Source organism: Kribbella speibonae, assembly GCF_004331375.1.
GTDB classification, from domain to species: Bacteria; Actinomycetota; Actinomycetes; order Propionibacteriales; family Kribbellaceae; genus Kribbella; species Kribbella sindirgiensis.
Genome location: NZ_SJKC01000010.1, coordinates 110960 through 124652, shown reverse-complemented (window position 1 = coordinate 124652; position 13693 = coordinate 110960). Strand labels below are relative to the sequence as shown.

The 13693-nt window shown below is 68.6% G+C and carries 13 protein-coding genes; 7 read left to right on the top strand and 6 right to left on the bottom strand.

What is annotated here, in order from left to right:
* Nucleotides 1-106: 106 nt before the first annotated feature.
* From E0H92_RS43095 to E0H92_RS43085, 3 genes are all read right to left on the bottom strand, one after another.
* Nucleotides 107-1195 (bottom strand): Gfo/Idh/MocA family protein, encoded by a 1089-nt coding sequence (locus tag E0H92_RS43095; protein ID WP_131500387.1) that lies wholly within the window; start codon nucleotides 1193-1195, stop codon nucleotides 107-109.
* Complete coding sequence (locus E0H92_RS43090) at nucleotides 1192-2094, bottom strand: sugar phosphate isomerase/epimerase family protein (protein WP_165550291.1); 903 nt, start codon at nucleotides 2092-2094, stop codon at nucleotides 1192-1194. The genes E0H92_RS43095 and E0H92_RS43090 overlap by 4 nt, the downstream gene beginning before the upstream one ends.
* Nucleotides 2095-2155: 61 nt before the next feature.
* A complete protein-coding gene (locus tag E0H92_RS43085; protein ID WP_131500385.1) occupies nucleotides 2156-3034 on the bottom strand; it encodes an NADP-dependent oxidoreductase in 879 nt (292 codons plus the stop codon).
* 207 nt (nucleotides 3035-3241) lie between these two features.
* Here E0H92_RS43085 and E0H92_RS43080 point away from each other — a divergent pair, with 207 nt between their 5' ends.
* From E0H92_RS43080 to dmpG, 7 genes are read left to right on the top strand one after another with little or no spacing between them, the layout of a single operon-like run.
* Nucleotides 3242-4807 (top strand): ABC transporter substrate-binding protein, encoded by a 1566-nt coding sequence (locus tag E0H92_RS43080; protein ID WP_131500384.1) that lies wholly within the window; start codon nucleotides 3242-3244, stop codon nucleotides 4805-4807.
* 13 nt (nucleotides 4808-4820) lie between these two features.
* Nucleotides 4821-5768 (top strand): ABC transporter permease, encoded by a 948-nt coding sequence (locus tag E0H92_RS43075; protein ID WP_131500383.1) that lies wholly within the window; start codon nucleotides 4821-4823, stop codon nucleotides 5766-5768.
* Nucleotides 5769-5770: 2 nt separating this feature from the next.
* Complete coding sequence (locus E0H92_RS44865; RefSeq protein WP_202874127.1) at nucleotides 5771-6640, top strand: ABC transporter permease; 870 nt, start codon at nucleotides 5771-5773, stop codon at nucleotides 6638-6640.
* Nucleotides 6637-8721, top strand: coding sequence for an ABC transporter ATP-binding protein (locus E0H92_RS43070; protein ID WP_202874126.1), 2085 nt, complete (start codon nucleotides 6637-6639; stop codon nucleotides 8719-8721). The genes E0H92_RS44865 and E0H92_RS43070 overlap by 4 nt, the downstream gene beginning before the upstream one ends.
* Nucleotides 8718-9488: a 2-keto-4-pentenoate hydratase gene (locus E0H92_RS43065; protein ID WP_131500381.1), complete on the top strand. Its 771-nt coding sequence runs from the start codon at nucleotides 8718-8720 to the stop codon at nucleotides 9486-9488. The genes E0H92_RS43070 and E0H92_RS43065 overlap by 4 nt, the downstream gene beginning before the upstream one ends.
* A 9-nt stretch (nucleotides 9489-9497) precedes the next feature.
* Complete coding sequence (locus E0H92_RS43060; protein WP_131500380.1) at nucleotides 9498-10424, top strand: acetaldehyde dehydrogenase (acetylating); 927 nt, start codon at nucleotides 9498-9500, stop codon at nucleotides 10422-10424.
* Entirely contained in the window at nucleotides 10421-11425 is a 1005-nt protein-coding gene (gene dmpG, locus E0H92_RS43055) for a 4-hydroxy-2-oxovalerate aldolase (protein WP_131500379.1), read from the top strand. The genes E0H92_RS43060 and dmpG overlap by 4 nt, the downstream gene beginning before the upstream one ends.
* 4 nt (nucleotides 11426-11429) lie before the next feature.
* Here dmpG and E0H92_RS43050 read toward each other — a convergent pair whose 3' ends face one another.
* From E0H92_RS43050 to E0H92_RS43040, 3 genes are read right to left on the bottom strand one after another with little or no spacing between them, the layout of a single operon-like run.
* The gene (locus E0H92_RS43050) at nucleotides 11430-12179 is read right to left on the bottom strand and encodes an alpha/beta fold hydrolase (RefSeq protein ID WP_131500378.1); all 750 of its coding nucleotides are present in this window, start codon (nucleotides 12177-12179) and stop codon (nucleotides 11430-11432) included.
* Entirely contained in the window at nucleotides 12176-12508 is a 333-nt protein-coding gene (locus E0H92_RS43045) for an indolepyruvate ferredoxin oxidoreductase subunit alpha (protein ID WP_131500377.1), read from the bottom strand. Before E0H92_RS43045 ends, E0H92_RS43050 begins: the two co-directional genes overlap by 4 nt.
* Before the next feature lie 11 nt (nucleotides 12509-12519).
* The gene (locus tag E0H92_RS43040; protein WP_131500376.1) at nucleotides 12520-13506 is read right to left on the bottom strand and encodes an NAD(P)/FAD-dependent oxidoreductase; all 987 of its coding nucleotides are present in this window, start codon (nucleotides 13504-13506) and stop codon (nucleotides 12520-12522) included.
* Between the last annotated feature and the right edge of the window lie 187 nt (nucleotides 13507-13693).

The following is a 13693-nucleotide window of genomic DNA, read 5'->3' as shown; positions in this document are numbered from 1 at the left end:
CGATTTCGGTCCTGGTCCGTGACTGGTCCGTCAGCCGCTGCGCAAACCGCGGCCAGTAGAGAGGCGCGGTCAGGGAGTCGGGGGAGCATGTCGTGAAGTTGTGGGTTCAGGTGATGCTTTGTGGGCGGTTGCAGGTGGTGGTGAGGCTGATGGGGGTGTTGGCGTCGGATGATGCTTGTACGGCGGTCAGGGAGTCGAGGACGTGGAGGGCGAAGGGGGCGTTGGCGCGGTGCGGAGCGCCTTCGATTGCGGTGGTGAGGTCGTGGACGCCTAGGCCGCGGCGGGCTTGTTCCTTGGTGCCTACGGCGCCGAAGAGTTCGGTGACGGGTGGGAGGACGAGCCAGTTGTCGTCGGTGTGGCGCTTGAGGCGGACGTCGCCGTCGAAGTGGTTCGGGTTGGCCAGCGAGAGGGTGCCCTTGGTGCCGTAGACCTCGATGTGCGGCAGGTCGCTGTCCCAGACGTCGAAGCTGAGTTGGGCGGTCGCGATCGCTCCGGACGCGAAAGTGAAGATGGCTGCCGCATGGGTCGGTACGTCGACATCGATCGTGTCGACCGCACGGTTCGGGGACGTGACGGTACGCACCGGCGCACCGACGCGGCTGGACGCGCTCACCGAGGCGACCGGGCCGAGCAGGTTGACGAGGATCGCGAGCGAGTACGGACCCATGTCCAGCACCGGCCCGCCGCCGGTCTGGAACAGGAACCGTGGATCGGGGTGCCATTTCTCGGCCTTGCTGTGACCGATGAAGAAGGACGCGCCGATCGGCTCACCGATGAGGCCGTCGTCGAGGGCTGTGCGGGCGGTCTGGCTCGCGCTGCCGAGGAAGGTGTCCGGCGCGGAGCCGAGGATCTTCCCGCTCTCCGCGGCGACTGCAAGTACGTCGCGAGCGTCGTCGACCGTGGTCGCGAGCGGCTTCTCGACGTACACGTGCTTGCCGGCTCGCAGCGCGGCCTTGATCGTCGCGGCGTGGTGCACCGGCGGGGTGAGGTTGACGACGATGTCGATCGAGTCGTCGGCGTACAGGTCGGCGTCGTCGCCCCACGAAGGGATGTCGTACTCAGCGGCGGCTTCCTTGGCCCGGGTGGTGTCGATGTCCGCGACCCGGGCGATCGTCAGCGAAGGATAGCGGCTGAGCCCAGTGACGTAACGGCCGAAGATGTTGCCGCTGCCAAGGATTCCGAGGCGGTGGGTCACCGGTGGCCTCCGAACGTGGCGCGCATCCAGGTCGCGGACGCGACCGCGCTCTCGTAGGGGTCGGAGATGTCGGGCTTGTCCACCTCGACCATCAGCCAGCCGCTGAAGTCGTTGCCAAGGGCACCGAGAATCTCGACCAGCGGCAGCTCGCCGCGGCCGGGCTCGGCCCACAGACCGGAGCGGACGATCTTCTTGTAGTCCCAGTCCTCCTCGCGGCCCTGCTGACCGATGGTGAGCCGGCAATCCTTCACGTGCACGAACGGGATCCGGTCGGCGTAGTCACTGATCAGCGCGCGGACGTCGACGCCCGCCCACGCGAGGTGTCCGGTGTCGGGCAGGAAGCCGAGCTGGTCGGCCGACACCGCCTCGAGGACTGCGCGACCTTCGCTGTCGGTCTCGACCCACGTGCCGACGTGCGGATGCAAGGCAGGCCGTACGCCTTCGGTAGTCATCGCGGCGGCGATGCGGCTGACCAATTCAGTGATCGCGTCGAGCCGTTCCGACACCGGGTCGGTGCCCTGGGCCGGGTGCGCGAGCCGTGCCGCCGCCGTACCCATGCTCAGGCCGAGGCCGACCACGTCGAGCCCGAGCTCCGCGTGTTGCCGGGCGATGCGGGCTGCGTCCTCGACGACCTCGTCCTGCTTGCCGTCCTGACCGTCGGAGCGGCAGACGAAGTACCCGGGAGCCAGGTCCAGACCGGTGTCCGCGACGAGTCCGGCGTACTGCGAGACCGACCAACCGCTCGGCACCGCGGCCATGACGCCGTCGAAGCCGGCCTTCTTCACCAGCGCCAGCTGTTCCGCGGGCTCGGGCGCCTTGGACGGGTCGAGCCAGCCGTCGTCGGTGGCCATCCACTGGATCGGGTTGAGCGCGAGACGCGAGCTGGGCAGTGCGGTCATGGTCGTCCTTCCGTCGGGGTGCGGCCGTCGTCGCATGCTAAGGACGAAATGGCCGCCGGGATCAGTGTCGTGGTCCGGTAGGCAAACCGACCACGACCTTTCCTGCCACATGACCGGCTTCGACCAGGGCGAGGGCGTCACCGGCTTCGGCGAACGGGTACACATGCCGCACGCCCGGATCGAGTTTCCCGTTCGCCACCAGTTCGGTCAGTACGGCGAGCACGCCGGGATCTCCGTTGCGCTTCAGTGGTCGAGCGCCGTGGTGAGCCAGGACCTCCGGATCCGCCACGCTGAGGATCCGGCCGCCGTCGACGTTGTCCAGGGCACCGACGAGATCGAGTACGGCGTCTGCTCGTGGCGGCTCCTGATCATGGTCGTAGGCAACGACTCCGAGTGCTTGCAGGTAGTGGTGTTTCGTCGCGCTCGCTGTGCCGGCGACCTCGATTCCGCGCATCACGGCCAGCTGGGCGGCGACCGTGCCCACACCGCCGCCGGCCCCGAGGATCAGCAGGCTCTCGCCGGGTTCGAGGTGCAGCGTTTCGAGTGCGTCGTACGCCGTACCGGCCGCGATCGGGAGGACGGAGGCGTCTGTGAACGACAGACCGGTGGGCATCCGGGCGACGCGCTCCGCGGGCAGCAGCGCGAACTCGGCGTACCCGCCGCAGCCACCGACCGTTGGGCCGCACACGCGATCGCCTGCCGCGAAGCCGGCGCCGGCGCGGATCACGGTCCCGGAGACCTCACGACCGAGGACGGCGGGAAGCGTGAGCGGGAGGAACGCTCGGTGCTTGCCTTCGCGGACCTTCCAGTCCACCGGATTCACGCCTGCCGAGTGCACCTCGACGAGGAGCTCACCGGGCCCGGGCTCTGGCATCGGGAGGTCGAGGAAGCGCTGGAATTCCGGACCGCCGTACGAGGTGAAGCCGTATCCGAGAGGCATGGCACGGGACGCTAACCGCCGTGCGTGAGCGCCGGCCGGACGGCGTTCCGGTCAGCGAACCGACTCCGGCACGGGGGTGACCCGGCGGCCCTATGGTGTGGCGATCACTGCGAGGACCGGAGCCCGATCCGGTCGCCGCCCCGGCGTTCCTCACTGCGCTTCGCACTCCGCCAACGGCAGGTGTCAGGACTAGCTCGAGGAGTTTCGATGTCACTCAAGAAGACAGCGGTAGCGGTGGCCGCCGCCGCGGTGATGCTGGCCGGCGCCGCGTGCAGCGCTGCGACCCAGAACACGGGCCAGAACACCGGTCAAGCCGCCGCGACCGCGGCCGGGCCGGCGCAGAACGGCGGCACGCTGGTGGTCGCCCAGGCCTACGACCCCGATCCGGCGTCGTTCCTGAAAACCGCGGTCGGCAACATCGTGACGGAGTACGCCGTCTTCGAGACGCTGACCCTGATCGACGCCCAGACCGGTGAGCCCAAAGGCGTGCTGGCGAAGTCCTGGAAGCTCGCTCCGGACGGCAAGAGCATGACAGTCCAGTTGCGTGACGACGTGACGTTCCACAGCGGCCGGAAGCTCACCGCTGCGGATGTCGCCTTCACGGTGGACAAGGCCAAGGAGCCCGCGGTCGGTGCTGCCAACCAGAAGATTGCGGCGCAGATCTCGGCCGTGCAGGTGAAGAGTGACACCGAGCTGTCCTTGACCTTCGCGAACCCGCTTCCGGCGATCTTCGACCTGTTCGAGACGATGCCGATCCTGAACAAGGACACGTACGCCGACTACGCCGCCGGTCAGAAGGTCGACGGCACCGGCCGGTTCGAGTGGAAGTCGTTCACCCCTGGTGGCAAGGTCGAGCTCACCAAGTACGCGAAGTACCGGGACGCGGTGAACACCCACCTCGACGCCATCGAGGTCAACATCGTCAAGGACCCGACCGCGCTGGTCTCGGCGATCAAGAGCGGACGCGCGCAGTACGCCGTCGGCGTCGCTCCCGTGGACGCGCGGAGTCTCGGCACGCAGCAAGGCTTCGCGCTGCTCAGCTCGGGCGGCGCTGCGTTCCACCTGGGGCTGAACGTGACGAAGCCTCCCTTCGACAACAAGTCCGTGCGTCAGGCGGTCCAGTACGCGATCGACCGCAATCGCATCGTGCAGCAGGCGGAGGGTGGCAAGGCCACGGCCGCGAGTCTGCCGTGGCGGCCGTCGACGGTCGGCTACGACAGTGCGCAGTCCGGCCACTACACCTACGACCCGGCCAAGGCGAAGCAAATGCTGACCGACGCAGGCGTCAAGCCCGGTACGACGTTCGACGTGGCGACCGCTGACGGTCCCGAGTCTCTGGCCATCTTCCAGATCGTCAAGAACAACCTCGCGGCGGTCGGTCTCGAGGCGAAGCCGGTGACCATGAACGTGCCGGACTACCAGCAGAAGCTGGCCGCGCGTACCTTCCCGACCGCGGCCGTCCTGATGCAGGCCAGCAACGGCGCGTCGCCGGCGACCGCGATGGTCAGCAGGCCCGAGCTTTCGGCCGAGCAGAACATCACCTTCTTCAAGACCCCGGAGTACTCCGCACTCTCGCGGACGGTGACGAACGCGAGCACGAAGGCCGCCCAGGAGAAGGCACTGAAGGAGTTCGACGACTACTTCCTCGACCAGGCCTTCGCGGTCGCGCTGATCACTCGTCCCACACTCACGGTGCGGTCGAGCTCGCTGAACAACATCGTCGCGACCCAGATGGGCTTCCTGAACCTCGGCCAGTCCTGGCTGAGCGACTGAAGGGCGCAACCCGATGATCAGGTTCCTGCTCCGCAAGACACCGTCGGTCCTGTTCGTTCTGTTCGCCAGCTCGGTGGTCGCGTTCTCGCTGCCGCGGCTGGCCCCGGGGGACGTCGCGGTCGTGCTGGCCGGCGAGGATCCCGACGCGCAGACGATCGCGGCGATCCGGGAGCAACTGGGGTTGAACAAGCCCCCGGTGGTGCAGTATCTCGACTGGATCGGGGGACTGTTCCACGGGAACCTGGGGGAGTCGTTCCTGCTGCACCGCAGCGTGGCGAGCCTGATCGGGGACCGGATCGGCAGCACCCTCGAGCTGGCCGTACTGGCCACTGTCTTCGTGATCGTGATCGGCGCCGGGCTCGGAATCCTGGCCGGCTCGGCCCGGATCGGCTGGGTCCGGGCGCTGCTGGACTTCACCGACAGCCTGTTCGTCGCGGTGCCGTCGTTCGTGGTGGGGCTGGGCCTCATCCTCGTGTTCGGCGTGTTCAACCGATGGCTGCCGGTCAGTGGCGAGGTCGGGGTGCTGTCCAACCCGGCGATCGGGATCCAGTACCTGGTGCTGCCGTCGCTCGCGCTCGCTTTGGGACCGGCGGCGGTGGTCGCACGGTTCATCCAGACCGAGATGGCGACGATGCGGAAGGCGGAGTTCGTCGACCTGGCCGTCAGCAAGGGCGCGTCCAGCCGGCGGATCACCTTCCGGCACGTGTTCCGCAACAGCCTCGGCAGCGCGGTCGTGGCCGTTGGCCTCCAGGTCGGGCATCTGCTGGCCGGGGCGGTCGTGATCGAGGCGATCTTCGCTCGCAACGGGCTCGGCCAACTGGCCGTGACCAGTGTGCAATCGCGGGACTTCACCGTCCTGCAGGTCCTGATCCTGGGGGCCGTCTTCGTGGCGGTCCTCTGCCAGCTCGGCACGGAGATCGTCCTGGCCGCCCTGGATCCCCGAGTCCGGTTGGGAGATTGACGATGACGAATCTCGACGTGACCACGGCCGGTCTGCAGCGGACCCGGCGCCTCAACCCGACCGTCCTGCGGTATCTGTCGGCGTTTCGTACGCCGCGCGGCATTGTCGGACTGACCGTGCTCGGCATCCTGGTGCTTGCCGCACTGCTCGCCCCGGTGCTGTTCCCAGGTGGCTACGACCAGCAGGGCAGCGCGTCGCTGACCGGTGTGTCGGCTGCGCATCCGTTCGGACGCGACGAGTTCGGCCGCGACATCCTGACCCGGAGCATCTACGGATTGCGGATCGACCTGAGTCTGATCTTCGCCGCCGTACCGCTGAGCATGGCGCTCGGGATGATGCTCGGCCTGGCCGGAGTGATCTCCGAGCGTCTCGGCGCCGCGATCCAGCGGCTCTTCGACGTGATCATCGGATTCCCGGGCCTGCTGCTGGGCATCTGCCTGGTGGCGATCATCGGTCCGGGCTGGCTCGCGTTGTTCCTCACCATCCTGATCTCGGGGATGCCGACCGCGGGCCGGCTGGCCCGGGCGGCGTGGCTGTCGCAGCAATCGCGGGAGTACGTGCTGGCGGCGCGGGTTCTCGGCGTACCGAAGCGGCAGGTGCTGACCCGGCACATCGTGCCGAACGCGATGGACTCGGCCGTCGTGAACGGCTCGATCTGGATGGTGATCGGCGTGTACATCGAGGCCGGGCTGAGCATCGTCGGACTCGGCGTGCAGCCGCCGACGCCGTCGCTGGGCGTCCTGCTGAACAACGGGCTGCGGTTCGTCACCGAGGCGCCGACGTACCTGATCGGCCCCGGACTGATCCTTCTTCTGCTCGCGGTGGCGTTCAGCCTGATCGCGGACGCTCTCAACGAGGCGGTGAACCGGTGAGCAATCCCACGGTGGTACGGACGGCCCAGCAGATCGAGACCGGCCGGGCGCTGCTGCGGGTCCGGAACCTGCGGACCGAGTTCAGGATCGGCCAGGATCACGTCCGCGCCGTGAACGACGTCAGCTTCGACATCCAGCCGGGTGATGTCCTCGGTATCGTCGGCGAGTCCGGCTCCGGCAAGTCCGTGACGGCTCGCTCGATCATGCGGATGGTCCGCGCTCCCGGCGAGATCGTCGGCGGCTCGGTCGAGTTCGACGGCGAGGACCTGCTGTCTCTGCCGGAGCGCGAGATGCGGCGCCGCCGGGGGAGCGGTGTCGCGATGGTCTTCCAGGATCCACAGGCCGCGCTGAACCCGGTGATGACGATCGGCGCCCAGATCATCGAGGCGCTCACCCTGCACGGTACGAGCAAGCGCGACGCCCGTCCGCGCGCGATCGAGTTGCTCGACCAGGTCGGTATCCCGGACGCGGCGGTCAAGGTCGATCAGTACCCGCACCAGTTCTCGGGCGGGATGCGGCAGCGCGTCGTGATCGCGATCGCGCTCGCGAACAACCCGGTGCTGCTGATCGCGGACGAGCCGACCACCGCGCTCGACGTGACGATCCAGGCGCAGATCCTGCGACTGCTGCTGAAGTTGCGCACCGACCTCGGACTGGCGATCGCGATCATCACTCACGACATGGGCGTGGTGGCGGAGATGTGCTCGAAGGTCGCGGTCATGTACGGCGGCCGCATCGTCGAGCAGGGCACGGTCGAACAGGTCCTTCGGACGCCGCGTCATCCCTACACCGCCGCACTGCTGGCGGCGATGCCACGGCTCGACGACGATCGCCTGGGGCAACCGTTGCCGGCCATCCCGGGCTCGCCACCCGACCCGGCGGCGCTTCCGCCGGGCTGTTCGTTCGCCCCGCGGTGCGGCTTCGCGGGGGACGAATGCCGCGAGGCAGTCCCGGCCCTCCTCCAGGTCGGTGGCGAGGGACAGCTGTCGGCGTGCTTCGTGGCGCATCGTGAGGTCGCCGTCGACGTCGCTCCGGCCGTCGACCGGCTGGTGGTCGACCCACCGTCGATCGTCGACAAGACGACGGCCACCGTTGCGGCACTCGAGGTCCGGGACCTGCGGGTGGACGTCGGCTCGCGACGTCGCGGGCTGTTCCATCGGGACCCTCCGGTGTACGCCGTGGATTCGGTCAGCCTGGCCGTGCACCCGGGGCAGACCGTGGGCCTGGTGGGGGAGAGCGGTTGCGGCAAGTCGACGCTGTCGCGCAGCATCGTCGGCATCACGCCGGTGGCCGGTGGATCCGTCGCGGTCGACGGCCAGGACGTGACGTCGATGCGTGACGAGCAGCTCGGCCGGATCCGTTCGTCGGTGCAGTACGTGTTCCAGGACCCGTACGCGTCGCTGAATCCACGCCGTACGGTCCGTCAGTCACTCGCCGAGGCGCTGTCGTTGCGCGGTGTCCGCGGGGCTGAGCTGGAAGCGGAGTCGCTGGCGCTGATGAACCGGGTCGGTCTGCGGCGTGAGTACCTGGATCGGTACCCGCACGCGTTCTCCGGTGGTCAGCGACAGCGAATCGGGATCGCGCGGGCGCTCGCCCGGCGGCCGAAGGTGCTGATCCTGGACGAGCCGGTTTCCGCGCTGGACATGTCGATCCAGGCACAGATCATCAACCTGCTCGAGGAGTTGCAACGCGAGCTGGGCCTGGGCTACCTGTTCATCGCCCACGACCTGTCCGTCGTGCGTCACCTCAGCGATCGCGTCGCGGTGATGTATCTGGGCCGGATCGTCGAGACCGGCACGGCCGCCGAGGTGTACGGCGATCCGCAGCATCCGTACACCGTCGCGCTGCTGTCGTCGTCCCCGACTCCGAACGTCGAGGAGCGAACTCGCGAACAGATCGTCTTGCGTGGCGACCTGCCGAGCCCGGCCAGTCCACCGTCCGGGTGCCGGTTCCGCACCCGCTGCCCGATCGGTCCGCTCACCCATCCGGACCGGAACATCTGCGTGGAACTGGACCCCGAACTGGTCCCACGCCGTGACCGCCATGCCGCCGCGTGCCACTTCCCAGGAGAACTCGTATGACGATCCATGCCGCAGCCGACCGCCTCCGGCAGGCGACACGCACGAAGACGCCGTGCGCACCGGTCCGCGATCTGATCGGCCGAGACGACGTCAGTACGGCGTACGCGGTCCAGAAGATGCTCGTCGGCGAACGCGTGGCCGCTGGTGGCCGGGTGGTCGGCCGGAAGATCGGTCTCACCTCGCCTGCGGTCCAGCAGCAGCTCGGCGTGGATCGGCCGGACTTCGGGGTGTTGTTCGCGGACATGGAGGTCGCCAACGGCGGGGTGGTCGGAGCCGGCGCCCTGCTGCAGCCGAAGGTCGAGGCGGAGGTGGCCTTCGTCCTCGGACGCGACCTGGACGGAGCGATCGACGACTCGACCGTGCGGGAAGCGGTGGAGTTCGTCGTACCGGCCCTGGAGATTGTCGACAGCCGGATTGCCGACTGGGACATCAGCTTCGCCGACACCGTCGCGGACAACGCGTCGAGCGGACTGTTCGTGCTGGGCCACGAGAGGTTGCCGTTGGCAAAGATCGAGCCGGCCGACGTCCAGATGACGCTGCGCCTCGACGGCGAACAGGCCTCCCAGGGGTCCGGCCGGGCATGTCTCGGGGATCCCTTGAACGCACTCGCGTGGCTGGCGCGAACCGCGCGCGAGCTGGGCGATCCGCTGCGCGCCGGACACGTCGTCCTGTCGGGCGCGCTCGGGCCGATGGTCCCCGTGTCGTCCGGTGCGCGGGTGGAGGCGGAGATCTCCGGACTGGGCCGCGTCGCGGTCACCTTCAGCTGAAAGGAACTCATGGAACGCACCAAGGTCGCCGTGATCGGGTCGGGCAACATCGGCACCGATCTGATGATCAAGATCATCCGGCTGTCGGAGACGCTCGAACTGGCCGCGCTCGTCGGTATCGATCCAGCCTCCGACGGACTCGCGCGGGCCGCCCGGATGGGCGTGACCACGACGCACGAGGGTGTCGAGGGCCTGATCGCCCTCGACGGCTTCGACGACATCGGCATCGTCTTCGACGCCACCTCGGCGAAGGCCCACGAGGTGAACGCCCGCGCGCTGGCGCCGTACGGCAAGAAGCTCGTCGACCTGACCCCGGCCGCACTCGGGCCGTACGTCGTACCGGCGGTGAACCTCGGCGAGAACGTTGCTGAGGACAACGTCAACATGGTCACCTGCGGCGGCCAGGCGACGATCCCGGTGGTCGCCGCGGTCAGCCGGGTGACCGACGTGGTGTACGCCGAGATCGTCGCGTCGATCGCGTCCAGGTCGGCCGGACCCGGGACCCGGGCCAACATCGACGAGTTCACCGAGACCACGGCGGCCGCGATCGAGAAGGTGGGCGGCGCCAGGCGCGGGAAGGCGGTGATCGTGCTGAACCCGGCTGAGCCGCCGTTGATCATGCGCGACACCGTGCTCTGCCTGATCAACACCGACGATCCCGCCACCCACGAGCAGATCCGCGAGTCGATCGGCGCGATGGTTGCGGTCGTCGCCGGCTATGTGCCTGGGTATCGACTCAAGCAAGAGGTTCAGATCACCCCGGTGCCGAAGGACCAGCCGGTTCACACGCTGACCGGCGGGTCGCCCGTGACGCATCAGGTTTCGGTGTTCCTCGAGGTCGAGGGCGCGGCCCACTATCTCCCGTCGTACGCCGGGAATCTCGACATCATGACGTCCGCGGCCCTCGCCGCGGCGGAGAGGATGGCCCGCGGATGACCAAGCTGTTCATCCAGGACGTGACCTTGCGGGACGGCATGCACGCCGTCCGGCACCGGATGGAGCCGTCCGACGTCGCCCGGATCGTGACCGCGCTGGATGCGGCCGGGGTCGACGGTATCGAGGTGGCCCACGGCGACGGCCTCGCCGGCGGCAGCCTCACCTACGGACCTGGCTCGCATTCGGACTGGGAGTGGATCGAGGTCGCGGCCGAGAACATCTCGCGGGCGCGGCTCACGACTCTGCTGCTGCCCGGTATCGGGACCATCCAGGACCTGAAGACGGCGCACAGTCTCGGTGTCCGGTCGGTGCGAGTGGCGACTCATTGCACCGAAGCCGACGTCTCCGCCCAGCACATCGCGACCGCGCGGGAGCTCGGCATGGACGTGTCCGGCTTCTTGATGATGAGCCATCTGGCGCCCGCCGCCGAACTGGCGAAGCAGGCGGCTCTGATGGAGTCGTACGGCGCTCACTGCGTCTATGTGACGGACTCCGGCGGCCGCTTGCTGATGGACGGCGTACGGGAGCGGGTGCGGGCCTATCGCGACGTCCTCGACCCGGCGACCGAACTCGGTATCCACGCGCACGAGAACCTGTCGCTGTCCGTCGCGAACTCCGTCGCCGCTGTCGAGGAAGGGGTGACGCGGGTCGACGCCTCACTCGCCGGCCAGGGAGCCGGTGCCGGAAACTGCCCGATCGAGCCGTTCGTGGCGGTGGCGACGCTCCAGGAATGGGAGCACGGGTGCGATCTGTTCGCGCTGCAGGACGCGGCAGACGACATCGTGCGGCCGTTGCAGGACCGGCCGGTGCGAGTGGATCGGGAGACGCTGACGCTCGGCTACACGGGGGTTTACTCGAGCTTCCTGCGGCACGCGGAGGTCGCTGCCGACCGCTACGACCTGGACGTGCGGACGATCCTCGTCGAGGTCGGCCGCCGCAAGCTGGTCGGCGGTCAGGAGGACATGATCGTCGACATCGCGCTGGATCTGGCCAAGGCCTGAGCGGTCAGCGGAGGAAGTCGGTGACCAGCTCGGCGACTTCCTCCGGCGCCTGCTCCATCAACGGGATCATGCCGCCTTCGACGGTCACGGAGCGAGCCGAGACCAGATGCTGCCGGAGGATGGCCACGTTCGGATAGGCGAAGGGGTCGGCGCTCGCGCCGATGAGCAGGACCGGAGCTGTCACCAGCCCGATCCGGTCCTCCATCCGGTACCGCGCGCAGGCACGATGTCCCTCGGCGGGGTCGACTGCGAGCGCGTCCCGAACGAAGCGCTCCAGCAGGTCGGGTCGACCGGCGGGATAGTACGGCTGGCGCAGCTGCCACAGACCGGTCAAGTGATTGCCATCAGCATCAGTCGCGACATCGTCGACGCCGGACCCGTGAGACGTCCACGGCGGCGAGGACAGCACGAGTGCACGGACTCGTTCCGGGTGCGACGCCGCCATCTCCACCGCGACCGCCGCGCCGGTGTGATGCCCCAGCACAACAGCTGTTGTGACCTCCAGAGCGTCCAGCAGCGCGAAGGCGCCGGCGGCGTACTGCTCGATCGTCTGCGGCTTCGGCAGCGCGGCGCTCAGGCCGAAGCCGAGCATGTCCATCGCGATGACCCGGCCGGGGAGGAGCGGTTGCACCTCGCGGAACTCGTCGTACGAGCGGGGCGTCTGGTGCAGCAGCAACAGCGCGGGACCGCGGCCGGACTCGGCGTAGTGCAGTTGCCCGTACGGCGTATCGGCGTACCCGCGCCGCACGGTCATCCGGCGACCAGAGGAGTGTCGACGCCTACCTCGCCGAGCTTCTGCGCGCCGCCGGGATCGCCGAGCGGTGCGTCCCGGCCGGGGAGCGGTGCCTGGAAGAACGCTACCGAGTCCTCGAGGTGCTGCTTCAGCTCCGGGTCCTTGCGGGCGGCGCGGTCGACGACGATCGCCTCGACCGGGCACTCGACCTCGCAGGCGCCGCAGTCGATGCATTCGTTGCCGTTGATGTAGCTCTTGCGTCCGCCGACGTAGATGCAGTCGACCGGACAGACCTCGACACAGGAGCGGTCGAGTACGTCGATGCAGTCGGCGCCGATCACGTAGGTCATGGTGATTCCTCTCAGACGGCGTCGGTGGAATGGCCGGGGAACAGGGCCAGTTCGGGGTCCAGATCCACGGCCACGTGGTTCATCGCCGTGGCGACCTCGCCGAATCCGACCGACATCAGCCTGACCTTGCCGTCGTAGTCGGCGAGATCGCCGGCGGCGTAGACGCGGGGCAGATTGGTCCGCATCGCCCGGTCGACAGCGACCGACCGCCCACGAAGCTCGAGCCCCCAGTCCCGCAACGGACCCAGATCGCTGATGAACCCGAGTGCCGCGATCACCTGATCCGCCGCTACGACGCTCTCCTGGCCGGTTGTGGTCCGCAGTGTCACCTTGCTCAGGCGACCGTCGTCGCCGGTCAGTTCGACGACCTGGGTGTCGGTGTGCAGCCGGGTGCTGCTCGACCGGACCCGTTCGAGCGTCGCGGCGTGACCGCGGAATGCCTTGCGGCGGTGGACGAGCGTGACGGACCGGGCGATCGGTTCGAGCGCATCCGCCCAGTCGAGCGCGCTGTCGCCGCCGCCGACGATCACGACGTCCTGGCCGGCGTGCTGCAGCGGGTCGGTGACGAAGTACGACAGCCCGCTGCCGAGCCACTCCTGACCGCACTCGAGCGGCCGGGGGGTCGGCGTACCGATGCCGGACGTGAGTACGACGGCCCGGGCCCGGACGACTGTGCCGTCGTCGAGGATGACCACGGCCTCGTCGGCGGTGTGTTCGAGCGTGAGCGCCTGGCGGCCCAGCAGGTACGTCGGTTCGTACGAGGCGGCCTGCTCGACGAGGGCGGCGACGAAATCGCGGCCCTTGATCGCGGGGATGGCGGCGACGTCGCGGATCTGCTTCTCCGGGTACAGCGCCATCACCTGGCCACCGGATTGCGGCAGGACGTCGACCACGGTGGCGGTGAGACCACGGAAGCCGGCGTAATAGGCGCCGTACAGGCCGGTCGGTCCCGCGCCGACGATCAGCACGTCGGTCGAAACGGTCTGGGAGGTGGTCACGAGCGTCCTCCTGGGAGATGGGGTGCGGCCGAATGTAGGTACGGCGTACCGGTGACGTCGCGTGGTCGGGACCGCTCACCGGACCGGCGGCCCGAATTCGCCGCCGCCGGCCGGGGTGTTCCGTCAGGCGAACCGAACTTGTTGGTCGGGCTCCGAGCCGATGATGTGCTCACTTCACCGATCGCGA

Coding starts and splice junctions, on each gene's coding strand:
- E0H92_RS43080 (WP_131500384.1), top strand. CDS start 3,242: ATGTCACTCAAGAAGACAGCGGTAGCGGTGGCCGCCGCCGCGGTGATG.
- E0H92_RS43085 (WP_131500385.1), bottom strand. CDS start 3,034: ATGCCTCTCGGATACGGCTTCACCTCGTACGGCGGTCCGGAATTCCAG.
- E0H92_RS44865 (WP_202874127.1), top strand. CDS start 5,771: ATGACGAATCTCGACGTGACCACGGCCGGTCTGCAGCGGACCCGGCGC.
- E0H92_RS43050 (WP_131500378.1), bottom strand. CDS start 12,179: ATGACCGTGCGGCGCGGGTACGCCGATACGCCGTACGGGCAACTGCAC.
- E0H92_RS43065 (WP_131500381.1), top strand. CDS start 8,718: ATGACGATCCATGCCGCAGCCGACCGCCTCCGGCAGGCGACACGCACG.
- E0H92_RS43075 (WP_131500383.1), top strand. CDS start 4,821: ATGATCAGGTTCCTGCTCCGCAAGACACCGTCGGTCCTGTTCGTTCTG.
- E0H92_RS43090 (WP_165550291.1), bottom strand. CDS start 2,094: ATGACCGCACTGCCCAGCTCGCGTCTCGCGCTCAACCCGATCCAGTGG.
- dmpG (WP_131500379.1), top strand. CDS start 10,421: ATGACCAAGCTGTTCATCCAGGACGTGACCTTGCGGGACGGCATGCAC.
- E0H92_RS43045 (WP_131500377.1), bottom strand. CDS start 12,508: ATGACCTACGTGATCGGCGCCGACTGCATCGACGTACTCGACCGCTCC.
- E0H92_RS43060 (WP_131500380.1), top strand. CDS start 9,498: ATGGAACGCACCAAGGTCGCCGTGATCGGGTCGGGCAACATCGGCACC.